This is a genomic window from Streptomyces sp. NEAU-sy36, from assembly GCF_013423905.1.
GTDB classification, from domain to species: Bacteria; Actinomycetota; Actinomycetes; order Streptomycetales; family Streptomycetaceae; genus Streptomyces; species Streptomyces misionensis.
Map to the genome: position 1 here is coordinate 7334200 of NZ_CP058977.1, position 25098 is coordinate 7359297.

The 25098-nt window shown below is 71.9% G+C and carries 26 protein-coding genes; 7 read left to right on the top strand and 19 right to left on the bottom strand.

The genetic code is table 11. From position 1 onward, the window contains the following. Positions 1-7: 7 nt before the first annotated feature. The 12 genes from HZZ00_RS32010 to HZZ00_RS32060 all read right to left on the bottom strand — a co-directional run bounded on the left by HZZ00_RS32010 (position 8) and on the right by HZZ00_RS32060 (position 9795). Positions 8-601: a pilus assembly protein TadG-related protein gene (locus HZZ00_RS32010; RefSeq protein ID WP_257586025.1), complete on the bottom strand. Its 594-nt coding sequence runs from the start codon at positions 599-601 to the stop codon at positions 8-10. Then, positions 598-795 carry a Flp family type IVb pilin gene (locus HZZ00_RS38885; protein WP_070029141.1) on the bottom strand — a complete coding sequence of 66 codons (198 nt, stop codon included), beginning with the start codon at positions 793-795 and terminating at the stop codon, positions 598-600. Before HZZ00_RS38885 ends, HZZ00_RS32010 begins: the two co-directional genes overlap by 4 nt. A 125-nt stretch (positions 796-920) precedes the next feature. Next, positions 921-1655, bottom strand: a complete 735-nt coding sequence (locus HZZ00_RS32015) for a response regulator transcription factor (protein ID WP_180329640.1) — start codon at positions 1653-1655, stop codon at positions 921-923. A gap of 11 nt (positions 1656-1666) precedes the next feature. Continuing rightward, positions 1667-2923, bottom strand: coding sequence for a sensor histidine kinase (locus tag HZZ00_RS32020; protein WP_257586026.1), 1257 nt, complete (start codon positions 2921-2923; stop codon positions 1667-1669). A gap of 65 nt (positions 2924-2988) precedes the next feature. Further along, on the bottom strand, positions 2989-3876 hold the full coding sequence (locus tag HZZ00_RS32025) for a DUF5936 domain-containing protein (protein WP_074993128.1): 888 nt from the start codon (positions 3874-3876) through the stop codon (positions 2989-2991). An 11-nt stretch (positions 3877-3887) separates the two neighbouring features. Next, positions 3888-4835, bottom strand: a complete 948-nt coding sequence (locus HZZ00_RS32030) for a type II secretion system F family protein (protein ID WP_180329641.1) — start codon at positions 4833-4835, stop codon at positions 3888-3890. Between the two features lie 7 nt (positions 4836-4842). Beyond that, a complete protein-coding gene (locus tag HZZ00_RS32035) occupies positions 4843-6180 on the bottom strand; it encodes a CpaF family protein (RefSeq protein ID WP_180329642.1) in 1338 nt (445 codons plus the stop codon). A gap of 13 nt (positions 6181-6193) precedes the next feature. Further along, complete coding sequence (locus HZZ00_RS32040; protein ID WP_180329643.1) at positions 6194-6535, bottom strand: TadE/TadG family type IV pilus assembly protein; 342 nt, start codon at positions 6533-6535, stop codon at positions 6194-6196. A gap of 1 nt (position 6536) precedes the next feature. Then, positions 6537-6917: a TadE family protein gene (locus HZZ00_RS32045; RefSeq protein ID WP_180329644.1), complete on the bottom strand. Its 381-nt coding sequence runs from the start codon at positions 6915-6917 to the stop codon at positions 6537-6539. A 4-nt stretch (positions 6918-6921) separates the two neighbouring features. Continuing rightward, positions 6922-8154 carry an AAA family ATPase gene (locus HZZ00_RS32050; RefSeq protein WP_180329645.1) on the bottom strand — a complete coding sequence of 411 codons (1233 nt, stop codon included), beginning with the start codon at positions 8152-8154 and terminating at the stop codon, positions 6922-6924. Positions 8155-8166: 12 nt separating this feature from the next. Continuing rightward, complete coding sequence (gene cpaB, locus HZZ00_RS32055) at positions 8167-8877, bottom strand: Flp pilus assembly protein CpaB (RefSeq protein WP_180329646.1); 711 nt, start codon at positions 8875-8877, stop codon at positions 8167-8169. 57 nt (positions 8878-8934) lie between these two features. Then, positions 8935-9795 carry a hypothetical protein gene (locus tag HZZ00_RS32060; RefSeq protein ID WP_257585484.1) on the bottom strand — a complete coding sequence of 287 codons (861 nt, stop codon included), beginning with the start codon at positions 9793-9795 and terminating at the stop codon, positions 8935-8937. A gap of 310 nt (positions 9796-10105) precedes the next feature. Here HZZ00_RS32060 and HZZ00_RS32065 point away from each other — a divergent pair, with 310 nt between their 5' ends. The 3 genes from HZZ00_RS32065 (at position 10106) to HZZ00_RS32075 (ending at position 13393) form a co-directional block, all read left to right on the top strand. Continuing rightward, a complete protein-coding gene (locus tag HZZ00_RS32065) occupies positions 10106-11848 on the top strand; it encodes a chitinase (protein WP_180329647.1) in 1743 nt (580 codons plus the stop codon). A 180-nt stretch (positions 11849-12028) separates the two neighbouring features. Beyond that, the gene (locus tag HZZ00_RS32070; protein ID WP_180329648.1) at positions 12029-12415 is read left to right on the top strand and encodes a hypothetical protein; all 387 of its coding nucleotides are present in this window, start codon (positions 12029-12031) and stop codon (positions 12413-12415) included. A 123-nt stretch (positions 12416-12538) separates the two neighbouring features. Continuing rightward, a complete protein-coding gene (locus tag HZZ00_RS32075; protein ID WP_180329649.1) occupies positions 12539-13393 on the top strand; it encodes a hypothetical protein in 855 nt (284 codons plus the stop codon). Positions 13394-13640: 247 nt separating this feature from the next. Here HZZ00_RS32075 and HZZ00_RS32080 read toward each other — a convergent pair whose 3' ends face one another. From HZZ00_RS32080 to HZZ00_RS32100, 5 genes are all read right to left on the bottom strand, one after another. Beyond that, positions 13641-14228: a hypothetical protein gene (locus tag HZZ00_RS32080; RefSeq protein WP_306856137.1), complete on the bottom strand. Its 588-nt coding sequence runs from the start codon at positions 14226-14228 to the stop codon at positions 13641-13643. 71 nt (positions 14229-14299) lie between these two features. Next, positions 14300-15790: a GntP family permease gene (locus tag HZZ00_RS32085; RefSeq protein WP_180329650.1), complete on the bottom strand. Its 1491-nt coding sequence runs from the start codon at positions 15788-15790 to the stop codon at positions 14300-14302. Between the two features lie 105 nt (positions 15791-15895). Further along, positions 15896-16306, bottom strand: a complete 411-nt coding sequence (locus HZZ00_RS32090) for a RidA family protein (RefSeq protein WP_180329651.1) — start codon at positions 16304-16306, stop codon at positions 15896-15898. Then, positions 16303-17091, bottom strand: a complete 789-nt coding sequence (locus tag HZZ00_RS32095) for an IclR family transcriptional regulator (protein ID WP_180329652.1) — start codon at positions 17089-17091, stop codon at positions 16303-16305. Before HZZ00_RS32095 ends, HZZ00_RS32090 begins: the two co-directional genes overlap by 4 nt. Further along, positions 17088-18155 carry a sugar kinase gene (locus HZZ00_RS32100; protein WP_257586028.1) on the bottom strand — a complete coding sequence of 356 codons (1068 nt, stop codon included), beginning with the start codon at positions 18153-18155 and terminating at the stop codon, positions 17088-17090. Before HZZ00_RS32100 ends, HZZ00_RS32095 begins: the two co-directional genes overlap by 4 nt. A 179-nt stretch (positions 18156-18334) precedes the next feature. Here HZZ00_RS32100 and HZZ00_RS32105 point away from each other — a divergent pair, with 179 nt between their 5' ends. Then, the gene (locus tag HZZ00_RS32105; RefSeq protein WP_180329654.1) at positions 18335-19609 is read left to right on the top strand and encodes an amino acid deaminase; all 1275 of its coding nucleotides are present in this window, start codon (positions 18335-18337) and stop codon (positions 19607-19609) included. A 50-nt stretch (positions 19610-19659) separates the two neighbouring features. Continuing rightward, positions 19660-21285, top strand: a complete 1626-nt coding sequence (locus HZZ00_RS32110; protein ID WP_180329655.1) for an amidohydrolase family protein — start codon at positions 19660-19662, stop codon at positions 21283-21285. Positions 21286-21291: 6 nt separating this feature from the next. Here the strand turns inward: HZZ00_RS32110 and HZZ00_RS32115 are convergent, their stop codons facing one another. After that, positions 21292-22146: a serine protease gene (locus tag HZZ00_RS32115; RefSeq protein WP_180329656.1), complete on the bottom strand. Its 855-nt coding sequence runs from the start codon at positions 22144-22146 to the stop codon at positions 21292-21294. A 172-nt stretch (positions 22147-22318) separates the two neighbouring features. Continuing rightward, on the bottom strand, positions 22319-22999 hold the full coding sequence (locus HZZ00_RS32120; RefSeq protein WP_180329657.1) for a hypothetical protein: 681 nt from the start codon (positions 22997-22999) through the stop codon (positions 22319-22321). Between the two features lie 124 nt (positions 23000-23123). On the opposite strand from HZZ00_RS32120, the gene HZZ00_RS32125 reads away from it, so the two are divergent. Beyond that, on the top strand, positions 23124-24335 hold the full coding sequence (locus tag HZZ00_RS32125) for a pyridoxal phosphate-dependent aminotransferase (RefSeq protein ID WP_180329658.1): 1212 nt from the start codon (positions 23124-23126) through the stop codon (positions 24333-24335). A gap of 115 nt (positions 24336-24450) precedes the next feature. Further along, positions 24451-24867 carry a hypothetical protein gene (locus HZZ00_RS32130; RefSeq protein ID WP_180329659.1) on the top strand — a complete coding sequence of 139 codons (417 nt, stop codon included), beginning with the start codon at positions 24451-24453 and terminating at the stop codon, positions 24865-24867. The last annotated feature ends 231 nt before the right edge of the window (positions 24868-25098 follow it).

Here is a 25098-nt window from a genome sequence, read left to right on the forward strand (position 1 = left end):
TCGCTTGTCAGTCGGCCAGATGGACGTCGAAGAGGTCGTCGGGACCGGGGAGTCCCGACGGATCGTCCGGTTCGAGGTCCCACACCCTGTCCTTGCAGGTGAGCCGGGGCAGCGGGGCCTTGGCGGCGCCCTCGGCCGGGAGCTCGAAGGTGCACAGCGGTTCGATCTCGGCGGTGGCGGAGGCGGTCGACCTGAACTTCTCGGTCCCGGGTACGACCGAGCGGCCGACGGACTTGTCCGTGCGCACCTCGGTCCGGTACTCCAGCGGGCCCGGCGGCGAGCACGCGGTCAGCCGGGCGTCGTTGCGGGCCGCGAGTTCGCCGGCCCGGGCGCAGGGGTCGCCGAGGATCGGCGTACGGCCGTCGAAGACGTCCTGCCACTTCGCCGGGTCCCGCAGCACCTTCAGCCACTGGCCCGCGAGTTGGTCCCGCACGTCCTGGGCCGCCGCGAGCGCCGAGGCGTCGGCGGCGGTCTGGGCGCCGCCCCGGTTCACCGCGGCCTGGCCGACCGCGAGGTAGGCGAACGCGAGAAAGAGCAGGCCCGCCACCACCGTGAGATAGATGGGGAAGGCCTGCCCTGCGTCACGGCCCGGCCGGGTCAGCCGCCGGTGACCTCGGAGATCTTCGAGGTGATCGCGTCGTAGATCGTCTGCCCGATGCTCGTCCCGGTGATCGCCAGCACGATCGCCACGACCACCGCGATGATGCCGAGGTACTCCACCGCCGTCTGCCCCCTGTCGCCGCGGGCGGCGCGGGTCATCAGATACGTCACGGTGGTGTTGAACCATCTGCTCACGGTTGTCCCCTCCAGCTTCGTCTCCGATCCCGGCACCGTACGGCGGGGTGTGCCGGCCGGCCGAGGGTCCCTGGGCCCAACCATGGGCCCATCGCGCGGCGTTGGCGTCGGCGCGGGCGGGCATCTCAGGCCACCCCCAGCCATTTCGCGGCGGCCTGGGATCTGGTCGTGGCCTGGAGCTTGGCGAAGATGCGGTTGATGTGGTTCTTGACCGTCTTCTCGCTGATGAAGCAGGCGGCGGCGATCTGCTGGTTGGTCATGCCGGACGCGATGAGGTCCATGATCTCCGCCTCCCTGACACTCAGCCGGAACCGCGACCGGGACGACTGTCCCATAGTGGATTGCAATTGTGAAGGAGGAGGGAGTGTATTTTGGACGCCGATTGCGGGGAGTTGAGGTTCCGCGTGTGCAGGTGCACTTCTCCGCAGCTCGTCGAGTAACGCCCTGGTCGCCCCGGGCGTGACGTGCGGCCTGCCCTCGTGGACGTCCCGTACGGCCCGTACCAGCTGCTCGGTGGTGAACTCGCCGTGCACCAGGTATCCCCCCGCCCCCAGGCGCAGCGCCTCCCGCACCGTCCGCGAGTCATGGCTGTAGGTGAGCATCATGACGGGCGCGAGACGCAGCAGGTGCGGCAGAGCCGCCAGGCCGTCGACCCCGGGCATGCGGACGTCGAGGAGGACGACGTCCGGGCGGTGCCGCAGCGCGGCCTCGTACGCCTCGCGGCCGTCCGTCGCCTCCGCCACCACGGTGGTGTCCGCGCGGTCCGCGAGCAGCGCCGTCAGGCCCGCACGGACCACGGGGTTGTCGTCGGCCACCAGCAGCCGCAGCCGGGCCGGTGGCGGGAACACGTGCCGGCGCATGGGGTGCCTCCTTACAGGGGCGGGGCGGCGGGCAGGGGGAGTTCGACGCGTACCTCCGTGCCCCGGGTGTGGGTGCCGCGGCCGACCCGGATGCGGGCGCCCGCCTGGGCGGCCCGCTCGACCATGCCGAGCAGGCCGAAGTGGCCGGAGGAACGCAGGTGTTCCAGCGTGGTGCCGGGCGGGAGGCCGCGGCCGTCGTCGTGGACGGTCAGACGCAGCGACCCGCCGTCGACGGCGACCCGCACGTCCACCTGGGTCGCCTCCGCGTGCCGCTGGGCGTTCTCCAGGGCCTCCGTGGCGATGGACAGCAGGGCGCGGGAGCGGTCGGCGGACAGCGGGGGCAGGGTGGCCGGGGGGTCCGGGCAGGCACAGGTCACCTTGAGGGTCGTACGCGCGGCGAAGTCGCTCACCACGCCGGCCAGTTCCGACCAGAAGGGCGGGGCCGAGCCGGCCGGTTCGCGGCGCAGGTCCGTCAGCAGTTCCCGGGACTCCGCCGCCGCCCGGCGGGCCGAACGGGAGACCAGTGCGGCCTGTTCCCGCAGCCGGTCCGGGTCGGGGTCGGCGGCCGAGGCGGTGGCCGCGAGGCCGTCGGCGGCGAGCGCGACCCCGTACAGGGTCTTGGCCAGGGAGTCGTGCATCTCCCGGGCCAGGCGGGCCCGTTCGGCGCTCACCGCCTCCGCCGCCGCGAGCCGCGCCCGTACCGCCGTCAGCGCCTCGGTGGCGGCGCCGAAGCGGAGCATCAGTCCGCGCAGGGTCGAGCCCATGGCACCGGCGACGACGCACAGGCCGGGCAGCAGCAGGGCCTCGGCCACGGAGGCGCCGCGGCCGGCCTTCAGGGTGATGTGGACGACGAACAGGATCAGCGCCTGGAGGGAGGCGAAGCAGGCCGCCCCGCGCCAGCTGTAGAGCAGGCCGGCCAGCAGCGGGGTGCAGACGCCGACGTAGGCGAGGGTGGTGTCCGGGCCCGCCGAGACCAGCAGGAGGGAGCCGAAGAGGGTGTCGGCGGCCAGCAGGCTCGGGTGGCGCAGCAGCAGGGGGCCGAAGCGCTCCCAGTCGCGGAAGAGGACGTAGGACACCATGAAGGTGACGATCACGGCCGCACCGACCAGCCGGACGCCCAGGCCGGGCGCGGCGTTCAGCAGGGCCGCCGGGGCCGCCACGACGATCATCGCCAGCCGGAAGCCGAACACCTGCCGGCACAGCGCCTGCAACGCCCGGACCTGCAATTGCTCCGACGGCGGCTCGTCCGCCCGCCCCGCCGGTCCCAGAAGTCCCGTGACACACCTCCTCGTCACCCCCCTCAACCGCTCGACGCGCCCGGCCGTCACGCCCTTCACTTCCCCGTGAGCGATCCGAAGTCCACCCCGGAACCCAGCAGCAGTCCCGCGCCCAGCAGCAGCATCGTCGCCGGGACCATGAACGTGGTGATCATCAGCGTGGCCTTGGGCACCGCGCGGGCGGCCTTGCGGCGGGCGTTCTGCGCGTCGGTGCGGCGCATGTCCTTGGCCAGCGACACGAGGGTGTCCACGATCGGCGCGCCCAGTTCCTCGCCCTGCTGGAGCGCGGTGACGAACATGGCGACCTGCTCGGAGTCGTTGCGCCGGCGCAGCTCCGCGAAGGCCTGGCGGCGGCTCATGCCGAGGTCCATCTGGCGCAGGGTGATGCGCAGTTCGTCGGCCCAGGGGCCCTCGTAGCGGGAGGCGACCCGGTCCAGGGCCTGCCGGAAGCCGAGCCCGGCGCTGACCACGACCGCCAGCACGTCCAGGAAGTCGGGCAGGGTCCGCTCGATGACGTCCTTGCGCACCCGGATCGCCGACCAGATGCCGACCTCGGTCCAGAACGCGCCGAAGAGCAGCAGCAGTACGGCCACGAACCACTGGCCGCGCAGCAGGAACACCAGGCAGCCGACCCCGCCGAGGACGCCGTAGACCGCGCGGCGGGCGGCGTAGCGGTCGATGGTCAGGCCGCCGGGGTTGCCCGCGAGGTCGATCCGGCGCCGGTACCTGGCGACCAGGCGGGGCCCCATCAGGCGCAGCACCAGCGGGGCGTAGCGCATGCCCATGCGGTCGATGACGGAGCCCACCGCGCCGGTGCGGGTGGCACCCACCTCCAGGGCGATGGCGAGGTCGCCGGGGAGCTTGGCGTCGGCGCGGTACATGCGCACGCCGGTGAAGATCCCCCAGACGGCGACGCCCGCCAGCAGGGCGAGCAGCAGGGCCATGGCGTGTCTCCTCAGACGTCGATGCGGCTGAGCCGGCGGATGAGGACGAAGCCGACGGCGTACAGCGCGAAGGCGATCAGCACGCAGATCTGGCCGGCCGGGGAGCCGGTCATCCGGGCCAGGGCGCCGTCGCGGACGCCGTTCATCAGGAACAGCGCGCCGATCCCGAGCGCGGGCACGGCGTACGACGTCATGGTCACCTGGGACAGCTGGGTGCGGATCTCGCGCCGGGTCTCCTTGCGCTCCTCCAGGGTCTCGGTGAGGTTGCGCAGGGCGGAGACGACCTGGCCGCCGGCCCGGTTGGCGAGGACCAGCGTGGTGACGAGGACGACCAGCTCGCGCGAGGGCAGCCGGTCGGCGAGTTCGCCGAGGGCGTCGTCCAGGGAGTGTCCGACGGACAACTGGTCGGCGACCTTGGCCAGTTCCTCGCCGGCCGGGGCCTCCAGTTCCTCGGCGGCCATCCCGATGGCGGTGCGCAGGGCGAGTCCGGCCTGGGTGGCGTTGGCCAGGATGCGGGCGAGTTCGGGGAGCTGGCCGATGAACCGCTCGATACGGCGCTGGCGCTGCCAGTTGAGGAACTGCACCGCCGCCCACACGCCCAGCAGCCCGGCGATCGGCCCGAAGAAGGGGGCGAGCGCGGCCTGCCCGATCAGCCAGAGCGCGGCGACCGTGACCAGCATGGCGACGAAGAACTCGCCCGGCGTGACGTCCAGTCCGGTGGTGGCCAGGCGCCGTTCGAGCCGGCGGCCGGGGCGGGTACGGCGCAGCCGCCGGTCGAGGTCGCGGAAGTACCGCCGGCGGCCGGGGGCGGCGGGTGGCGGGCCGGTGTGCGAGAGGCGGTCCACGAGGGCGGCGCGCCGGGCCCGGCCCCGGGCGTGGCTGTGCACGCCGGCCACCGCGAGGACGCAGGCGAGCAGCGTCGCCCCGAGGGTGAGCTGGACGAGGGTGTGGAGTTCCATGTGGGGCCTACCTGGCTTCTCGGGTGGCGAGCTGGTCGGCGGTGCGGGCGACACCGAAGGCCTGGGGGACGGGCTGGCTCGCCATGTGGAGGCGGTCGGCGGTGCGGCGGGGCAGCGGGAAGTAGGCGAAGTCGCCGTACACCCGGCCGTCCGCGGTCATCGGCCGGGCGTCGAAGCGGGCGACGGTGGCCAGCCGGTAGGGCTCCCCGCCGTGGCTGTCGAGCAGCGCGATCTCGGTGATGCGGCGGGCGCCGTCGGCGAACCGGGTGAGCTGGACGATCACGTCGACCGCGCTGTTGATCTGGTCGTGCAGGGCGACGAAGGGCACCTCCACGTCGGACATGGAGGCGAGGGTCTGCAACCGGGTGAGGGCGTCCTCGGCGCTGTTGGCGTGCACGGTGGCCAGCGAGCCGTCGTGGCCGGTGGACATCGCCTGGAGCATGTCGAGGGACTCGCCGCCGCGGACCTCGCCGACCACGATCCGGTCGGGCCGCATCCGCAGCGAGTTGCGGACCAGGTCGCGGATGGTGACCTGGCCCTTGCCCTCGACGTTGGGCGGCCGGGACTCCAGCCGGACCACATGGCTCTGCTGGAGCTGGAGTTCGGCGGAGTCCTCGATGGTGATGATGCGCTCGTGCGGCGGGATGAGGCCGGACAGGGCGTTGAGGAGGGTGGTCTTGCCGGTGCCGGTCGCGCCGGAGACGATGATGTTGAACTTCGCCCGCACCAGTCCCGCCATCAGGTACACCATCGGCTCGGCCAGCGAGCCCAGACCGATCAGCTCCTGGAGGGTGAAGGAGCGCGGGAAGCGGCGGATGGTGAGGACGGGGCCGGTCAGCGACAGCGGCGGGATGATGACGTTGACACGCTCGCCGGACGGCAGCCGGGCGTCGACCATCGGGTTCGACTCGTCCACCCGGCGGTTGACGGTCGACACGATCCGCTCGATGGTCTGCATCAGCTGGTCGGTGGAGACGAACCGCAGCGGCAGCTGCTCCACCCGGCCGGACCGCTCCACGAAGACGGCGTCCGGGCCGTTGACCATGATCTCGGTGATCGAGGCGTCCTCCAGCAGGGGTTCGAGGATGCCGAGGCCCAGCGCCTCGTCCACCACCCGCCGGATCAGCTGGGAGCGCTCGACCGTCGACAGCACCGGTCCCTCGCGGCTGATGATGTGGCCGAGCACCCGCTCCAGCCGGCTGCGCCGGTCGGCGGCGGCCAGCGAGCCCATCTCCGCGAGGTCGATCTCCTCCAGCAGCTTGGCCCGGTAGGCGGCGACCAGATGCCCGTCCTCGCCCCGTCTGCCGTGCTCCTCCGGAGTGCTGATGCGTGCCCGCAGGCTCATGGTCCCCTGCTCCTCAGTGGTCGAGCGGCATGGTGGCGGACTTGGTGGCGTCGCCGAAGCTCCAGACGATCTTCGGGATGCGAACGGTGGCGGTCACGGTCACGGAGCCGCCCCCGCGGCCGGACGAGCAGCGCACGTCGATCCCGCCGCCGACCGCCGCGGCGCACGCCTGCTGGGCGTCCTGCCGCAGCGACGCGGCGCGCGCCCCGGCCCGGGCCGCCGTACCGGCCTGCTCGGCGGCGTAGGCGACGGCCCCGAGCTGGATGCCGGCGAGCGCCACGATCAGCAGGACGGGCACGAACCCGAGGTATTCCAGGGCGACTTGTCCCCGGTCGCGTTCTCTCCTGTGCGCCATCTCAGTCCTTCACCTCTTCCACCGCGCCCGCGTGGCCGTGCACCGTGAAGGGGAAGGAGGCCAGGCCGGGGAAGAGCACCGGGACCTTGAGGGAGACATCGGCCGTCACATAGCCGGAGCCGCCGCAGCGCACCGCCGCGTTCCCGCGCCACGCCGCCGACAGGTCCTTGCGTCCGGCCGCCGAGCAGGCCGCCTCGCGGGCACCGCCCGGCGCCGCCGCCGTACCCGCGCGTACCGCCTCGTCGGCGGCGTTCCCGGCGAGCGTGAAGGTGTACCCCACCAGGACGGCCTGCCACATCAGCACCAGCGTGAGGAGGATCAGCGGTGTCATCCCGAGGAACTCGATGCTCACCTGGCCCTCGTCCGTGTCCCGCCGCGTCATCGGTTCACTCCTTCCGCCGCCGGAAGCCGCCGGCCGCGCGCGCCGGACCCCGGTGCGCGCCCTCGGCCGCCCGCGCGAGCCCCAGCTCCCCGGCGAGCGCCCACAGGGCCTGTTTCACGGTGCTGCGGCCGTCGAGTTCGTGCACCCGCCCGGCGTCCACCACCGCCTGGAGCTCCTTGAAGTTGGCGGGTACGGCGGTGCGCGCGAGTCCCGTGCCGGTGATCCGCTGCACCAGCGCGGGCTGGATCTCGGTGTGCCGGCTGTGCCGGTTGACGACGGCCGTGGTCTCCTCGGCCTTGCGGATCTGGAGCCGGTCCCACATCCGCACGGTCCGCTTGGCGGCGCGTACGGCGATCACGTCCGGCGTGGTGACCAGCAGCGCGGTGTCCGCCGTCTCGACCGCGGCGGCGCCGGCCCCGCCGAGCTGGGCGCCGCAGTCGATGACGACGACCTCGTAGCGCGAGCGCAGGGCGCGCACGATCTGCCGGACGGCCCGGTCGGTGACCTCCTCGCCGCGTTCGCCCTCGGCGGGCGCGAGCAGCAGGGACAGCCCGGTGTCGTGGCGGAAGAGGGCGTCGGCGAGGACGCGCGGGGAGATGTCGGTGATCGCGGCGAGGTCGGCCACCGACCGGCGGAACTGGATGTCCAGGTAGGAGGCGACGTCGCCGGACTGGAGGTCGAGGTCGACCAGGGCGGTGGGCCGTCCGGATGCCTGTGCGGCGAGCGCCAGCTGCACGGCGGTGAGCGTGGCCCCCACCCCGCCCTTGGCGCCGCTGACGGTGACGACGGTGCCCCCGCCGCCGGCCGCCGCCTCCCCGCCGTGCCCGAGGTGGCGTCGTACCTCCGTGGACCACTGGGCGACGGCCTGCACCCGGCCCGCCAGTTCGTCGTACGACAGCGGGAGCGCGACCAGTCCCCGGGCGCCGGAGTCCATGGCGGCGGCGAACAGACCGGGGCTCGCGTCACTGGTGACGAGGATGACGCCGACGGCCGGGAAGCGCAGGGCGATCTCCCGGATCAGCTCCAACGCCGGTGACGGGCCGATGCGTTCGTGGACGACGAGCACCTCGGGGAGTTCGTCCACGGACTCGGCGGCGAGCCGGGCGAGGGCGTCGACCAGCTGGGTGGAGTCGGTCAGCGGCGGCTGCGGCTCGGCGTCGGGCAGCTGGCTGAGCAGGGTGACGAGGGAGCGGACGGCGTCCGGGTCGGCGCCCGCCGGGAGGATCCTGGTCGGCATGCGGGCCGCCTCTCACTTGTCCGTGGCGAGTTCGTAGGTGCGGTCCTTGTCCGGCACGCCGCTCTCGCCGCCGGGCGCGACCAGCGCGAGCCGGACGCGCTGGGCGAAGGACTCGGCGTAGGTGACGCGCTGGGCGTCGAGGGTGGACAGCGCGAAGGTGATGGGCACGGCCTCGCTGGGCTGCTGCGGGCCGTTCTTGGCGGCGTCGGGGTCGAGGGCGGTGATCCGGCCGACGTCGAGGACGCGCGCGTCGGTCACGATGATCTTCGACTGGTCCGGGTCGCCGTCCTTCTTCCCGGCGAAGGTGGCGTAGACGTTGACCCGCGACCCGGGAGTGATCTTCCCGGCCACGCCGGTCGCCGCGTCGATCATGATGGCGACCTCCTGCTGCCCCGGCTGGAGGGCGGGCTGGTCCACGATCATGTCGCTCTGCAGCAGTGATCCGGCGTGCAGCGTGGTGACGGCGGTCTTGCCCTGGATCTGCCGCAGGTCGGTGACGGCGGTCCCGGACAGCCACCTCTTGGGCATCCGGATCTTCACGAACTGCCCCGCGTCCAGGGCGGTGTACGGCTTGACGTCGGAGCGCACCCGGTAGGCGGTGACCTCGGGGCCGACCTTGGAGTCCACGTCGTGGATGACGGACAGCACGCCGGCGAACGCGCCGAGGGCGCACAGGACCGACAGGATCAGCAGGATCACGCCGCGGCGCTGACGGGAGTTCATGAACCGTGCAACCTCATTGGGGGAATCGGTCGTTCGGGATGTGGACGTGTGCTCGGGTCAGGCGGGCGTGCGGGGTTCGAGGGCGCGGGGCGTCGCGGGCTCGTGGGCGGGCGGGACGGCGGAGCAGAAGACGCAGCGGTCGCCGATGACGTCGAGTCCGCACCAGTGACAGGTGGACTGCCGCACCGAGGTGACCAGTTGGTAGAGGACGGAGAGGTCGTCCAGGTGGCCGCAGAACTCGATCAGGCGGCCGGTGCCCCACCAGGTGCGGGATTCGGCGGGCAGCGGGGTCTCGCGCACACCCTGGGCCTGCCACTGGGCGCCGAGCCCGGCGGCCCAGTCGGCGGGCAGCTGTCCCTTGGCGAGGAGCAGCCAGGTGGGGAATTCGGGGCCCTTGAGGGTGGCGCCGGGCACGGCCTTGACGAGCTGGGGCTCGGGGTGGGCGAGTACGGCGAAGCGGGTGCCGGGCATCCAGGACTTGGCGTGCGCCCTCAGCCCGACCGGCACCCGGTCCAGCCGGGCGACGGAGCCGAGGACGGCGCCGGCGTGGATGTAGTGGGCGAGCAGCCGCCCGGCGGAGGCGAGCACCCCGGGACTGAGGTCGCAGGAGGCGAGCTGCCGTAACTGGCGGGCGAGCACGGCGACTCCGAGGGGCGGCAGGTCGGGCCGGAACAGGGCGATGCGGTCGCTCTCCAGCAGCGAGCGCAGGGTGTACAGGCGGCGCACGACGGGTTCCGGGGTGGCCGCGGAGCACACGACGACGACATGCCCGTACCGCTCGACGAGGGCGTGCAGTTCGGTGAGCGCGTGGTCGAGCGGGTGCCCGTCGAGGCCGTCCAGCACGACGGCGGGCATGGTGCGTTCGTCCTGTGGCGGCAGTGCCAGGTCGGCACTGGTCACGGCAATGGCTGTTGGCACGCGCCGCTCCCCGGTGACTTCACTGCGTGACTACCCGAGCACTGTATCCACGGGTGTGTGGCCGGAGAACAGCGTCGGTGGAGCCGGTGTGGAAGTCGACGCGTCAAGTCGCCGCAAAGGGGGGCAAGTCGACCGGCCGACCGGGGGAGGCTCCGGCGCGCGCCGGGGCGGGCACGAGCGGGCGACCGCAGACGGTTTCGGTCTGGACCTCTTGACAGCGCAATTGGTCTGGACCAACTTGTGTGTGCACCGATGGCCACCGGTTCCACTCCCCACCCGGCAACTTCCCCACGACTCCCCGGAGGTCCCCGTGGACCGCGCACCAGGCACCCCCAGACCGCTTCGCGGCCGACGCCGGCCGGCGGCATGGGCCGCCGCCACCACCCTCGCCCTCGCGGCCGCGGGCCTCGCCGCCACCGCCGCCCCGGCCGCCGCGGCGGACGTCAACAACGTCGTCAACGCCGGCTTCGAGTCGGGCCTGTCCAACTGGACGTGCAGCGCGGGCAGCGGTACGACGGTCTCCTCCCCGGTCCACTCCGGCACCGGCGCCCTGAAGGCGACCCCGGCCGGGCAGGACAACGCCCAGTGCACGCAGACGGTCGCGGTCAAGCCCAACTCGTCGTACACCCTGAGCGCCTGGGTCCAGGGCGGCTACACCTACCTGGGCGTGACGGGCACGGGCACGACGGACGTCTCCACGTGGACCCCCGACACGACCACCTGGAAGCAGCTGTCGACGTCCTTCACCACGGGCGCGTCGACCACGTCGGTCACCGTCTACACGCACGGGTGGTACGGCCAGGCCGCCTACTACGCCGACGACGTCTCCCTCTACGGACCCGACGGCGGCGGCACCGGCGGCGGCACCACGCCGCCCCCCGCCGTCCCGGCCGCCCCCACGGGCCTCACGGTCTCCGCCAAGACCTCCTCCTCGGCGACCCTCACCTGGTCCACGTCCTCGGGCGCCACGGGCTACAACGTGTACGAGAACGGCGCGAAGGTCAGTTCCACGACCGGCACGTCGGCGACCGTGACCGGCCTGTCCCCGGCCACCTCGTACAGCTTCCAGGTGAGCGCGACGAACGCGGCGGGCGAGTCGCAGAAGTCGGCCGCGGTGACCGCGACGACCGACTCCTCCGGAACCGGCGGTGGCGGCACGGGCGGTTCGCTCCCGAAGCACGCGGTGACCGGCTACTGGCAGAACTTCAACAACGGCGCCAAGGTGCAGAAGATCTCGGACGTCCCCTCCGCGTACGACATCATCGCGGTGGCCTTCGCGGACGCGACGACGACACCGGGCGCGGTCACCTTCAACCTGGACTCGGCCGGCCTCGGCGGCTACACGGTCGACCAGTTCAAGGCCGACATCAAGGCCAAGCAGGCGGCGGGCAAGAAGGTCATCGTCTCCATCGGCGGCCAGAACGGCACGGTGTCGGTGAGCGACTCGGCCTCGGCGACGAACTTCGCGAACTCCGTCTACTCGCTGATGCAGACGTACGGCTTCGACGGCGTCGACATCGACCTGGAGAACGGCCTGAACGCGACGTACATGACGCAGGCGCTGCGCGCCCTGTCGGCGAAGGCGGGCCCGTCCCTCGTCATCACGATGGCCCCGCAGACGATCGACATGCAGTCCACGTCCGCCTCCTACTTCCAGACGGCGCTGAACATCAAGGACATCCTCACCGTCGTCAACACGCAGTTCTACAACAGCGGTTCGATGCTCGGCTGCGACGGCAAGGTCTACAGCCAGGGCACGGTCGACTTCCTGACGGCCCTCGCCTGCATCCAGCTCCAGGGCGGCCTCGCCCCCTCCCAGGTGGGCCTCGGCGTCCCCGCCTCCACCAGCGCGGCGGGCAGCGGCTACGTCTCCCCCTCCGTCGTCGACAACGCCCTCGACTGCCTGAGCGCCGGCACCAACTGCGGCACCTTCAAGCCGTCGAAGACCTACCCCGACCTCCGCGGCGCGATGACCTGGTCCACCAACTGGGACGCGACCTCGGGCAACGCCTGGTCGAACGCGGTGGGCGCGCACGTGCACGCGATGCCGTGAGCTGACGCCGCCCGACCCACGGCGCCCGGACTCCCCTACGAGTCCGGGCGCCGACGCGTGTGCGCGTTTTCGGCCAGTCCCGCCCGATTCGCGTTGCGGGAGGCGAGGCGGCGGTGTGATGCTCCCGGGCGTGACGGGTCAGGGGAGCGGAATGATCGGATCACCATGCACACTCGAAGCATGCAGGCGGTACATGCACTAAGCAGGTTCGGTGAGCTAGCCTGGTTCAAACTGCCAGCGGAATACAACGACGTCTACAAGTATTTTCAGGTTCCCTATATGGGGTGGCGCTACAAAACACCTCGCAACGAGGTCACAGAACTCATCGAAGGCACCGTCGCAGAACTGCCTACACAGATCGAATGGTTGCTCGACAGGACGCGGAGAAACTGGGTCCTGCTGCCCGGCAGAGTCCAGGAAGAGGCGCACGGCTTGATGGACCCGTCATTCTCCGAAACCGTCCATTCCATAAGCTCCAGCGACCAGGAATTCTGCCTCAAGGCCCTTGCGGATTTCAATCTCATCATCAAGCATCTAGAGAATATCCGGGTTCCAGAAGTCCAATAGCGGCCGCCTGTCAGGCAGGAGAGGTCACGCGAAAAACAGTGTGCGAAGCCCGTAAGCTTTCTGGATCCGACACCCTAGTCCGGTTCACCGGCGGCTGCTTGGTCCGCCGAGAGAGGGGTTCGCATGTGCATCTCGACCAGTGAGGCCGCCTTCTCCGGGACGGTGCTCTACTGCGGGCGACGGCGGCACCCCGAGCACGGGCTCATTCACGTGCTCGGGTATCAGAACACCGTGGCGAACCTGGCGGACGGTCCGAACGCGATGCTGCTGCATCTGCCGACCCGTCGGCTCGTGCCGGAGCAGTTCGTGTCGGTCGGGTGGGACGGGGACGTGCTGCGGCGGATGGTCGACGCCGTCGCCGCTCCGCCCGTGGAGGCCGACGGCATGGCGGTCATGGACTGGTTGGGTGCCGAGTCCGAACCCGTGGTGCGGGTCTTCGACCACGACGTCTACACCGTGTTGCTCGCCGACGACCCCACGCTGATCCACACCGCGCTCCATCGCGTGCCCTGGAGACGCAGGCCGCGCATCGAGCCGGAACTGCTCGCCTTCTACGCCGAGCACTTCCCGGATCACGCGATAGCGCTGTGCTGCTTCGACAACACCGACGCGCGGCAGGCCAAGCCGCTCATCGTCTGGTACCACCCGAACGATCCCGACCAGCTGACGGTGCCCGCGCTCGACAGCCACACCGGAGGGGCACCGGACCTGGATGCCCGTGTGGCCGTGGACCACTGGGTCCTGTTCTCCAGCGACGAAGCGGGGGACGAGTGGGGCGCGGCCGTCGAGTACCCGAAGCGGATGCGGCACCGGCTGCGGGGGTTCCTGCCCGACAGGGTCGTGGGCCGGTACTACGGCGACACCCGACCGACGCTGATCAACGGCGACTTCGGAATCGAACACCGGCATCTGCTGTCCGGTGACCTGGACCGGGTCGAGCGGCGCAGCCCCTCATGGTCGGGCACTTCCCGGGGCTGAGCGGAAGGCGTCTTCGACGGACAGGTCCTCGATCGCACGGCGTCTCAATGCGTGAACGCCGCGAACCAGGGATGTGCTGCCTGCCGGGGGCTCGGGCCAACGGTGCCCTTCAAGCTCCTCGATCGACTTGGTTTTGTTGACGAAGACCGAGAGCATCGGGCCCTTTCAAGGGACTCAAGCGCGTTGCAGTCGCCGTTCGATGAGCCGGCCCCCGAAGGAGCCGGCTCGTGGGCAGCGGAGGGGTGGCTCAGTCGCCGTCCTCGAAGTACGCGTCCAGGACCGCGTCCAGCTGCTCGTCCCACTCCTTGAAGCGGGACCGGGACGGGGCCTCGATCTCGATCGGGTACCAGCGCCGCTCCGGGGTGTGCACCGTGATCGTGTAGCGCTTGCCGAAGCGCGGGGTCTCCGACTCGACCGCGGCGATCTCGTCCCAGCCGAACTCGCAGGACTCCTCGTCCAGGCTGAGCCGGACGCCCTTGTGGTCGGCCACTATCCTGGCGCGCCGGTCGGCGGCCTCGAAGACCGGACCGTCGGACGGGGCATCGGACGGGCCGTCGGACGGCGCGTCGGCCGAGGCGTCGTCGGGCGAGGGCGGGGCGTCCTCGGTCGGGGCGTCGAGCGCCCCGGCCTCGTCCACCGCCGTCTTCTCGGCAAGAGGCTCGTCGGCCTCCGGCTCCGGGGAGGACTTCGGCTCCGACGGCGACGCCGGCCCCGTGATCCCCGGGATGAAGGCCGGGTCGAACCCGGCGCCCGTCACGGGCTCGCTCGTCACCGCTTCCGCCTTCAACGCTTCGGTGTTCAACGGATTGCTGCTCGATCCTATGCGCTGCTCCACGGCGGCAGTATGGACGACTTCCCTGTGCCGGAACCAGTCAGCCCGCGCGTCGCGTCGGCAACTTATCTCCCTCACACAAACAGGCTTACGACCCCGGCCACGGCGAAACCGGACACGGACAGCACCGACTCCAGGACGGTCCACGTCCGCAGCGTGTCGCGCTCGCTGATGCCGAAGTACTTGGCCACCATCCAGAAACCGCCGTCGTTGACGTGCGAGGCGAAGATGGAGCCCGCCGAGATGGCCATGATGACCAGGGCGGTGAAGGGCTGCGAGGCGTGGTCCCCGGCGAGCAGCGGGGCCACGATGCCCGCCGTCGTCACGATCGCCACCGTCGCCGAGCCCTGCGCCACCCGCAGCACCAGCGAGATCAGGTACGACAGGACGATCACCGGCAGGCCCACGCCGTGGAAGGTGTCCGACAGGGCCTGGGCCACGCCGCTCGCCTTCAGCACGGCGCCGAAGACCCCGCCCGCGCCCACCACCAGCAGGATGTTGCCCACCGGCTTCAGCGAGGAAGTGGACACGGTCTCCAGGGACTTGTAGGACCAGCCGCGCCGGATGCCCAGCAGGTAGTACGACAGGAGCAGGGCCGCGGTGAGGGCGACGAAGGGGTGGCCCAGGAACTGCAGGAAGGAGCGGAACGGGGAGGGGTCCAGGGCGATCGAGGAGAAGGTGGCCGCGAGGATCAGGATCAGCGGTGTGCCGATGATGGCCAGGACGGTGCCGAGCGGCACCGGGCGCTCCTGCGCCGGTACTCCCTGCGCGCGCTGCTCGGCCAGCACCGCGCGCTTCGCCTCCTCGGCCGCCTCCACCATGTCCTGCGGTACGGCGACGAAGACCCGCTTGCCGATCCAGGCCGCGTACGCCCAGGCCGCGGCGACGGCGGGCAGTCCGCAGACGACGCCCATGAGGATGATCCAGCCGAGCTGGACGTGCAGCAGGCCGGCGGCAGCGACCGGGCCGGGGTGCGGGGGCAGGAAGGCGTGGGTCATGGACAGGCCCGCGAGGAGGGGCAGGCAGTAGAGGACGATCGATTTGCCGCCGCGCCTGGCCGCCGCGTAGACGAGCGGGGCGAGGACGAAGATGCCCACGTCGAAGAAGACCGGTATGCCGAAGATCAGGCCGGTCAGGCCCATGGCCAGCGGGGCGCGCCGCTCGCCGAAGAGGGACAGCAGGCGCTGGGCCAGCACCTGGGCGCCCCCGCTGACTTCGAGGATCGCGCCGAGCATCGTGCCGAGGCCGATGATGATCGCGACGTGGCCGAGGATGCCGCCCATGCCGGACTCGATGGTGGAGACGGCGCTCGAACTCTGGACGGTGCCGAAGAGTTCGGTGACCGACAGGCCGGACAGCAGGCCGACGGCTATGGAGACGGCGAGCAGCGCGACGAAGGGCTGCAGGCGCGCCTTGATGATCAGGAAGAGCAGCAGGGCTATGCCGAGGGCGGCGATGGTGAGGAGGCCGGGGGTGCCGTCCATGAGGAGGAGCAGGCCGCCGGTGTGCGGCGGGGCGGCGGGGGCTGGGGCCGCGAGCGTGAACGCCGGTGGGAAAAAGGACATTCGGGGGTCCTCTTCGTGGGGTCATGGTGCTTTCGGGCAGGGGGGAGCGCGGCACGGCGCCCCGGAGGGTGCCGTGCCGAGTGCGTCGTACGGGGGGGGTGAGGATCAGCCGAGGACGGCGAGCGCGTCGATCTCGATCAGGAGGCCGGGCGGAAGGCCGACGTAGACCGTGGTCCGGGCGGCGGGCGGCTGGGTGAGGGCCTGGTCCTCGAAGTAGGCGTTGTAGATGTCGTTCATCTCCGCGAAGTGGTCCACGTCCGTGAGGTAGACGCGGATCATCATCACGTCGTCCCAGCTCGCGCCGCCCTCTTCCAGGATCGCCTTGACGTTGGCGAGGGTCTGCAGCGTCTGCTCGCGCAGGGTGGGTCCGGCCGGGGTCGGGGGCTTGCCCTCCTCGGCGGGCAGGAAGCCGACCTGGCCGGCGACCTGGAGGATGTTGCCCTTGCGCACGCCGTGCGAGAACTTCGCGGGCGGGGTGGTGTGGGTCTTGGGGGTGAGTGCGATCTTTTCGGTCATACATGATCCTTACGGGCGTTCTGCGATGGTTGTTCCGTGACGGGAGGTCTGCCGGAGAACTCGGCGCTGATGGCGTCCGCGGTGCGGCGGACGAGCGGGAGGAGGGCGAGCAGTTCGTCGGCGGTGACGACGACATTGGGGGCGGAGACCGACATCGCGGCGGCCACCCGGCCGTCGGCGCCGCGGATCGGCGCGGCGACGCAGTTGATGGACTCCTCGTGCCCGCCGAGGTCGGTGGCCCAGCCCTGGTCGCGGACCTTGGCCAGCTCGCGGAGGAAGGCATCGGCGTTGGGGGTGGAACGGGGGGTGTACGAGGGGTAGTCCAGCTTTTCGGCGAGGGCCCGGCGTTCGGGTTCGGGGAGATCGGCGAGGAGGAGCTTGGCGACGGCGGCGACGGTGATGGCGACGGGCTTGCCGACGCGGGAGTACATGCGGACCGGGTAGCGGCTGTCCACCTTGTCGATGTAGAGGACCTCGTGCTCCTCGTAGACGGCCAGGTGGACGGTGTGGCCGCACTGTTCGTTCAGCCGTACGAGATGGGGGTGGGCGATCTCGCGGACGTCGAGGTTCTCCATCGCCTCCTGGGCGAGGGCGAAGAGGCGGGCGCCGAGGCGGTAGTGCTGGTCGGACTGGCGGTAGACCAGGCCGTGTTCGTGCAGGGTGCGCAGGAGCCGCAGGGCCGTGGACTTGTGGACGCCGAGCCGGTCGGCGACCTGGCCGAGGTCGGCGGGTCCCTCGGCGAGCAGCGGCAGGATGCTCAGGGCGCGGTCGACGGTCTGACTCATGTGGGGTTCGCCTCCTCCGGTGCCCGCTCGGCCTGCGTCCAGCCGGGGGCGAGTCGAAGTCTCCCCCATGCCGGCGCGTCCAGGCCGACGAGGCGGTCGGCGTGCCCCCGGCCGGGGGGTGCGGCGAGGTCGGTGGGCGTGGTGAGGGCCGCGGCGGCGACGAGATGGCCGTAGCGCAGCCGTTGCCGTACGGGAAGCCCGCGCAGGGTGGCGGAGAGGAAGCCCGCGGCGAAGGCGTCGCCGGCGCCGATGGTGGACACGACCTGGACGTGGGGGGCGGGTTCGAAGACGCGGTGGGGTACGGCGTCGGCGGCTGCCCGATCCTCCGGGCGGCCGTGCGCCGACGGGTTCGGGGCGTTTCCCGCGTCCGTGTCCCCCAGGGGCCCCCGGGCGAACGCCGTCGCTCCCCTCTCCCCCTCCTTCACCACCAGCACCCCCGGCTCGGGCAGCACCCCCCTGATCGCCTCCGCACCGCCCGTGACGCCCCATGCCTCCTCCGCCTCGTCCGCGCCCACGAAGACGATGTCGGCGCGCCGCGCCAGCTTTAGCAGCACCGCCGCCTCGTCCCGCTCCGGCCACAGCGCGGGACGGAAGTTCACGTCGAAGGAGATCAGGGGGCCGTCGGCGCGCGGGGCCGTCAGGTGCCACAACAGCGCGCGGCACTCCGGCGACAACGCCGCCGTGATGCCGGACAGGTGCAGCACCCGGCACGCCCGTACCGCCGCCGTGTCCATGTCGGCCGCGGACATGGCGGACGCCGCCGAGCCCGCCCGGTAGTACGCCACCTCGTGCGCGCCCGTGGCGCGGTCCGCCCCGGTGCGGAAGTAGATGCCGGTGGGGCGGGCGGGGTCGCGGTGGACGGCGGAGACGTCGACGCCGTGGTCGGCGATCCGGGCCAGCAGATGGTCGCCGAAGCCGTCCGCGCCCACCCGGCTCACCCACCGCGTGGCATGGCCGAGGGCGGCCAGCGCGCAGGCCACGTTGGACTCCGCGCCGCCGATCGCGCGGTCGAAGGACGGTACGTCCGCGAGCCGCCCCGGGCGGGTGGGCACGAAGGTGACCATGGACTCGCCGAGCGCGACGACATCCACGTACTCCACCTCGTAAGCAGCGTCGTCGATGATAACTCCTGTCGATGTCCGGGGTGGCGGCTCCGTTGACCGGGTGTCGGCGAGATGCTAGACAGCAGGAGCACTGCATGCAATGGACGTTGCACATATTGCAACGGCAGAGAGGGGCTCGCATGGGTACCGAGGCGCTCGGCCGTCTGGCCGAGGAACGGGTCGACCACCGCTTCAAGGGGCTCCCGCCGGACGCCCACGGCCTTACCGTGCGCGAACTGGCCGCCCAGCGCCGCAATCTGTTCGACGCGGAGGGCGGCTTCACCACGCCCCTCCTCGTCCTGTCCGCCGAACGGCTCGCGCACAATCTCGCGCTCATGGAGTCGTACACGGCCCGCCACGGTCTCGCCTTCGCCCCGCACGGCAAGACCTCCATGGCGCCCCAGCTCTTCCACCGCCAGATCGAGCACGGCGCGTGGGGCATCACGCTGGCGGTGCCCCACCAGGTGCGGGTGGCACGGGAGTTCGGCGTCCAGCGGGTGTTCCTCGCCAATGAGCTGGTGGACGCCCCGGCCCTGCGCTGGATCGCGGCGGAGCTCGCCGCCGACCCCGGTTTCCGCTTCGTCTGCTACGTGGACTCCGTGCGCGGGGTCGAGCTGATGGACGCCGCGCTGCGGGGCGCCGGCCGTCCGGTGGACGTCGTCGTGGAGCTGGGCGCGGGCGAGGGCGCGCGGACCGGCGTGCGGTCGGCGGCGGACGCCCGGGCCGTGGCCGAGGCGGTGGGGCGCACGGACACGCTCCGGCTCGTCGGCGTGGCGGGGTACGAGGCCCAGGTGCCGGACGCCGATCCGGCGCGGGTGCGCGCGTGGCTGCGTCAGCTGGTCGCGCTGACGACCGAGTTCGACAAGGACGGGCGGTTCGCGGGCGCCGGGGAGATCGTCGTGAGCGCCGGCGGGAGCGAGTGGTTCGACGCCGTCGCCGAGGTGTTCGCCGAGGTGCCCGCGCTCTCCCTGCCGGTGCTGAAGCTGCTGCGCTCCGGCGCGTACGTCAGCCACGACGATGTGCACTACCGGCGGCTCACGCCGTTCAACCGGGTGCCCGAGGAAGGGGCGCTGGAGCCCGCCTTCCGGCTCTGGGCGCAGGTGGTCTCGCGGCCCTCGCCGACGGAGGCGTTCGTCAACGCGGGCAAGCGGGACGCCGCCTACGACCTCGATCCGCCGGTGGCGCAGGTGGTGCGCGGGGACGACGGCGCCGAGCGGCCGGCGGCCGGGATCGAGGTGACCGCGCTGTCGGACCAGCATCTGTGGCTGCGCACCGAGGCGGACGCCGGTCTCCAGGTGGGCGACTGGGTCGGCTTCGGGCTGTCCCACCCGTGCACGGTCTTCGACAAGTGGCAGCTGATCCCGGTGGCCGAGGCGGACGGCACGGTGGTCGACTACATCCGTACCTGCTTCTGATACATCCGCACCTGCTTCTGACCGCACACGGACCATTCGGAGGGGCCGGCATGGAGGACCTGGTCGTACGGGACGCCGAGGTGGTCGACGGCAGTGGCGAGCCGTCGTACCGGGCCGACGTGGTGGTCGACGGCGGGCGGATCGTCTCGATCGTCAAGGAGGCCGCGGCGGCCGGCTGCCAACGGCCGAGCGCCATGCGGGAGCTGGACGCGGAGGGGCTGGTCCTCTGCCCCGGCTTCATCGACATGCACGCCCACTCCGATCTCGCCCTGCTGCGCGATCCCGACCACAGTGCGAAGGTCGCGCAGGGGGTCACCCTCGAAGTGATCGGCCAGGACGGGCTGTCGTACGCCCCGGTGGACGAGCGCACGCTGGAGGAGGTGCGCCGGGCGATCACCGGGTGGAACGGGTACGGCGAGGACATCGACTTCGACTGGCGCACGGTCGGCGAGTACCTCGACCGGCTGGACCGAGGGTTCGACGGGCGCGGGATCGCCGTGAACGCCGCGTATCTGATCCCGCAGGGCACGGTCCGGGCGCTGGTCATGGGCTGGGAGGACCGCCCGGCGAGCCCAGAGGAGCTGGCCCGCATGCGGGAGTTGGTGGCGCAGGGGCTGGAGCAGGGCGCGGTGGGGCTGTCCTCGGGGCTCACCTACACCCCGGGGATGTACGCCGGTGACGCCGAGCTGACCGAGCTGTGCCGGGTCGTCGCCTCGTACGGCGGTTACTACTGCCCGCACCACCGGTCCTACGGCGCCGGCGCGCTGGAGGCCTACGCCGAGATGGTGGAGCTGGCCGGGCGGGCGGGCTGTCCGCTGCACCTGGCGCACGCGACGATGAACTTCGGGGTGAACGCGGGGCGCGCGGGCGAGCTGCTGGACCTCCTCGACCACGCCCTGGACGCGGGCGCGGACATCACCCTGGACACCTACCCCTACACCCCGGGCTGCACCACCCTCGCCGCACTGCTGCCGAGCTGGGCGAGCGAGGGCGGCCCGGAGCGGGTCCTGGCCCGGCTCGCCGACCCGGCGGCGGCCGGGCGGATCCGGCGGGAGCTGGAGGTGACCGGCTCCGACGGCTGCCACGGGGTGCCGGTCGAGTGGGACACCATCGAGGTGTCCGGGGTGGCCGATCCGGCACTCGGCGCCCATGTGGGGCGTACCGTAAGCGAGTTGGCGGAGGAGCGCGGCGAGGAGCCGTGGGAGGCGGCCCGCCGGCTGCTGGTCGAGGACCGGCTCGGCACGACGATCCTCCAGCACGTCGGCCACGAGGAGAACGTCCGCGCCATCATGCGCCACCGCGCCCACACCGGCGGCTCGGACGGCATCCTGCGGGGCGCGAAGCCGCATCCGCGGGCCTACGGCACCTTCCCGCGCTACCTCGGGCACTACGTGCGGGAGTCGGGGGTGCTGTCGATGGAGGAGTGCGTCGCCCATCTGACCTCGCGGCCCGCGGCCCGGCTGCGGCTGCCGGACCGGGGACTGGTGCGCGAGGGCTACCGGGCGGACCTGGTGCTGTTCGACCCGGAGACGGTCGCGTCCGGTGCCACCTTCGCCGCGCCCCGGGCGCTGCCGGCCGGCATTCCCCATGTGCTGGTCGACGGCCGCTTCGCCGTCGAGGACGGCCGGCGGACGGATGTGCTCGCGGGCCGCTCCGTCCGCCGTACGCCCGTGTGAGGACCGCTACGGCTTGGGCAGGACGCAGGCCGCCGCGCCGAGGTCGAGCTTGTTGCCCGTGGTGAAGCAGGCCGGGATCTGGTAGGTCTCCTCGGCGTAGTTGATGCCCTGGCGGACGGTGACGTTGCCGCTGGAGTCCACCTCGCACGGGTTGTTGACCGTGCAGCGCTGGCCGTCCTCGTTGCCGGTGTTGTTGACGGCTATGACCTTGCCGGTGGTGGTGTCGATCACCGGGGAGCCGGAGGTGCCGCCGATGGTGTTGCAGCTGGAGGTGTAGCGGATCGAGTCCTTCCAGGTCCAGTCGCCTTCCTTCAGCCGGTAGACGAAGCCGTCGATGTTGCAGCTGTAGGTCGTCTTCCAGTACCCGGAGACCACCTTGATGGCGGTGCCCGCGGTGGGGTGGGTGTCGCTCACGGTGAGCGCGTTGATGCCGTAGCTGCTCTTGATCTGCGCGTAGGTGCTGGTGAGGCGGTAGATCGTGACGTCCGTGTCCGTCATCGTCGAGTAGACGACCTGGTTGGCGCGCAGCGTGGCGATCTTGCTGCCGGAGGCGTTCAGCAGACCGAAGGTGCGGCTGGAGGACTGGCCGGTGATGACCTGGCCGGGATCCGGGAAGCCGGTCTCCAGGCAGTGGCCGTTGGTGAGCACCAGCGCGGGGTCGCTGTCGGCGGAGCCCGCGAAGCGGATGATCGAGCCGGAGCAGTCGCTGAGCGAGACGGTGCCCGCGAAGTTCACGGTGACCGCGGACGGCTTGACCTGGTGCGGGGCGGGTGCGGCGGTGAGCGGGGCGGCCACCGCGGGAGCCGCGCCCAGCCCGGCCAGGGCCAGGGCGGACAGCGCGGCAAGGAGAGGCTTGTTCATGTGGGGGTCCCCTCGTACGACGGGGGCGACCGGAGGGAGTACCGGCCGCCCAAGCTTTGTCATGCGCATTCTCAGCGCAGCGAGGGAACGGGAACAAGAAGCGGGATCAGGACATAGGGGTTTCCCTGTGTGGCACCTGTGATCAACTCGGGTCGCGCGCGCGGCACTTGACTCAGTGGAAGTGCCTGCCGCGGCCGTGGCGCCAAGCGGGGGCGGACCGGGTGGGGGCGGCGGTCGTCGGGGGCTGGGAGGTGGGTGAGGGCGGAGGCGCGGCACTGGTCCGGGTGGGCGCCGGGGCGGTGGTGGCGGGGGCGACGGTCCTGGCCGGCGTGGTCCGGGGCGCGGCCGGGGCGGACGTCGTCGGGACGGCGGCACCGCCGCCCCCGCCTCCGGCGGCGCTGCCGGAGGCGGGGGCGGACGTCACCGGGGCCACGGCGTCGGCGGGCGCGCTCTCGGAGGCGCCGGCCCGCCCGCTCCCCTTGGGGCGGGACGCGGCGGGGTCGTCCGAGCCGCCGGCCACGCCCGCGATCAGCGCGACGGCGCCGGCGACGCCGAGCGCTCCGGCGACGGCCGCGAGCCGGCGGCGGCCCGCCCTGCGCCGCCGCTCCTGCCGCCGGCGCCCGGCACGGCCCTCCCCGGGGGCGGCCGCACCGGGGCCGGGCGCGTCGAAGCCGGTGAGCGGGGGCAGCTCGCGGGTCTCGTCGTAGGCGTTCTGCCAGCCGTGGGCGGCGGCGGGGTCGGCGTACTCCTCATAGGACGGAGCGGGACCCGGCCGCGGGAGGAACACGGGCGGAGGGACGGACCCCTCCTCGGCTCTGGGCGGCTCCGACTCGTACTCGCGTTCGCTGGACACGACAGCGGATTCTAGGGAGGCGGGGGAGCACCGAGACAGCCGTAGGGGCATTCCGGGCAAATCCATGTCTCACGTGGCGGAAAACACCACCCATCGCTCACGGCCGGGCCCTAAGCTCACGCGTATGCAGGTGATCCAGTCGACCAAGCTCGCCAACGTCTGTTACGAGATCCGGGGCCCGGTTCTCGAGGAGGCCATGCGGCTTGAGGCGGCGGGCCACCGCATCCTCAAGCTCAACACCGGCAACCCGGCCGCGTTCGGTTTCGAGTGCCCCCCGGAGATCCTGGAGGACATCCTCCGCAACGTCTCCACGGCGCACGGCTACGGCGACGCCAAGGGCCTGCTGGCCGCCCGCCGCGCGGTGGTCATGCACAACCAGACCCTCGGCATCGAGACCGACGTCGAGCACGTCTTCATCGGCAACGGCGTCTCCGAGCTGATCGTGATGGCGATGCAGGGCCTGCTGGACGACGGCGACGAGGTCCTCGTACCGGCGCCGGACTACCCGCTGTGGACGGCCGCGGTCTCGCTGTCCGGCGGCACGGCGGTGCACTACCGCTGCGACGAGCAGTCCGACTGGATGCCCGACCTCGCCGACATCGAGAGCAAGGTCGGCGACCGCACCAAGGCGATCGTCATCATCAACCCGAACAACCCCACGGGCGCGGTCTACGACGAGACGGTGCTCAAGGGGCTGACGGACATCGCCCGCCGGCACAACCTGCTGGTCTGCTCCGACGAGATCTACGACAAGATCCTCTACGACGGCGCCACGCACACCCCGACGGCCAAGGTCGCCCCCGACCTGCTCACGCTGACCTTCAACGGCATGTCGAAGGCGTACCGGGTGGCCGGGTACCGGGTGGGCTGGATGTCGATCTCCGGCCCGCGCGCCCACGCCGACTCCTACATCGAGGGCCTGACGATCCTGGCGAACATGCGGCTGTGCGCCAACATGCCGGGCCAGCACGGCGTGGTCGCCGCGCTCGGCGGCCGCCAGTCGATCCAGGACCTGGTGCTGCCGGGCGGGCGGCTGAAGGAGCAGATGGACACGGCGTACGAGCTGCTGACGCAGATCCCGGGCGTGAGCTGTGTCCGGCCGAAGGGCGCGCTGTACCTCTTCCCGCGCCTGGACCCGCAGGTCTACAAGATCCGGGACGACCGGCGGATGGTCCTCGACCTGCTGCGCCAGGAGAAGATCATGGTGGTGCAGGGCACGGGCTTCAACTGGCCCGAGCCGGACCACTTCCGGGTGGTCACCCTGCCGACCGTCGGGGACCTGAAGGACGCGGTGACCCGGATCGGTACCTTCCTGGACGGCTACACCCAACCCTGACCTGGCACGACGGCGAGCCCATCGTAGTCGACGGGCTTCAGTCCGTGACCCGACTCAACTTTAGACGAAATCCAAGCTAGGATGGTTTCCTGTCAGAGCACAGGAGGCCATCCCCATGTACGAACCGATCCGCACCAAGTCGGTCCACAGCACGATGGCCGGCACCCCCTCCGACTTCCCCCACCGTTCGCGCGAGGAGGAGCTGGACATCCAGCTCGCCGGGCATCTCGCCGCGCTGCTCGCGGTCACCGACGAGCTGCGGGCACTGACGCCCTCCGCCGGTCTGGACGCGGCCGCGCAGCGGCTGGCCGGTGAGGTGAGCCGGCTGCGGGGCGGTACGCCCCTGCGCGCGGCGCCCGCCGCCGACGGCGACCCCGTGGCACTGCACCGGCGGGCGCACGCCCTGGCCGGGCGGGCGCTGGTGGTCGCCGCCTCGCGCGCCGACACGTCGGCGGCGATCCTGTCCGCCGAGCGGATGGACGCCCACACGGCCGCCCTGGCCGACCCGAGGGTACTCACCACCGCCGGCTGACCCGCCCCGGACCCCGCGGGGGTCCCCACGACCGGCCCCGGTCCGCGCGCACCCGCAGCGACGCGCGGACCGGGCGCCTCAGAACCGGCCGTCCACCGACGCGGACACATGCGCGCACCGGGCCGGGACCCTTCGCCGTACGCCGTTGTACGGTGCGGGCCCCGGCCCGGTGCGTTGCGGTTCCGCGGCCGGCCTTCGTGACGACTATTGCTGGTCAGGGCTAGTCGGACC

Coding starts and splice junctions, on each gene's coding strand:
- HZZ00_RS32130 (WP_180329659.1), top strand. CDS start 24,451: ATGTACGAACCGATCCGCACCAAGTCGGTCCACAGCACGATGGCCGGC.
- HZZ00_RS32025 (WP_074993128.1), bottom strand. CDS start 3,876: ATGGCCCTGCTGCTCGCCCTGCTGGCGGGCGTCGCCGTCTGGGGGATC.
- HZZ00_RS32035 (WP_180329642.1), bottom strand. CDS start 6,180: ATGAGCCTGCGGGCACGCATCAGCACTCCGGAGGAGCACGGCAGACGG.
- HZZ00_RS32105 (WP_180329654.1), top strand. CDS start 18,335: ATGGGTACCGAGGCGCTCGGCCGTCTGGCCGAGGAACGGGTCGACCAC.
- HZZ00_RS32015 (WP_180329640.1), bottom strand. CDS start 1,655: ATGCGCCGGCACGTGTTCCCGCCACCGGCCCGGCTGCGGCTGCTGGTG.
- HZZ00_RS32075 (WP_180329649.1), top strand. CDS start 12,539: ATGTGCATCTCGACCAGTGAGGCCGCCTTCTCCGGGACGGTGCTCTAC.
- cpaB (WP_180329646.1), bottom strand. CDS start 8,877: ATGAACTCCCGTCAGCGCCGCGGCGTGATCCTGCTGATCCTGTCGGTC.
- HZZ00_RS32125 (WP_180329658.1), top strand. CDS start 23,124: ATGCAGGTGATCCAGTCGACCAAGCTCGCCAACGTCTGTTACGAGATC.
- HZZ00_RS32115 (WP_180329656.1), bottom strand. CDS start 22,146: ATGAACAAGCCTCTCCTTGCCGCGCTGTCCGCCCTGGCCCTGGCCGGG.
- HZZ00_RS32110 (WP_180329655.1), top strand. CDS start 19,660: ATGGAGGACCTGGTCGTACGGGACGCCGAGGTGGTCGACGGCAGTGGC.
- HZZ00_RS32045 (WP_180329644.1), bottom strand. CDS start 6,917: ATGACGCGGCGGGACACGGACGAGGGCCAGGTGAGCATCGAGTTCCTC.
- HZZ00_RS32050 (WP_180329645.1), bottom strand. CDS start 8,154: ATGCCGACCAGGATCCTCCCGGCGGGCGCCGACCCGGACGCCGTCCGC.
- HZZ00_RS32070 (WP_180329648.1), top strand. CDS start 12,029: ATGCAGGCGGTACATGCACTAAGCAGGTTCGGTGAGCTAGCCTGGTTC.
- HZZ00_RS32085 (WP_180329650.1), bottom strand. CDS start 15,790: ATGTCCTTTTTCCCACCGGCGTTCACGCTCGCGGCCCCAGCCCCCGCC.
- HZZ00_RS32090 (WP_180329651.1), bottom strand. CDS start 16,306: ATGACCGAAAAGATCGCACTCACCCCCAAGACCCACACCACCCCGCCC.
- HZZ00_RS32095 (WP_180329652.1), bottom strand. CDS start 17,091: ATGAGTCAGACCGTCGACCGCGCCCTGAGCATCCTGCCGCTGCTCGCC.
- HZZ00_RS32030 (WP_180329641.1), bottom strand. CDS start 4,835: ATGGAACTCCACACCCTCGTCCAGCTCACCCTCGGGGCGACGCTGCTC.
- HZZ00_RS32040 (WP_180329643.1), bottom strand. CDS start 6,535: ATGGCGCACAGGAGAGAACGCGACCGGGGACAAGTCGCCCTGGAATAC.
- HZZ00_RS32100 (WP_257586028.1), bottom strand. CDS start 18,155: ATGGTCACCTTCGTGCCCACCCGCCCGGGGCGGCTCGCGGACGTACCG.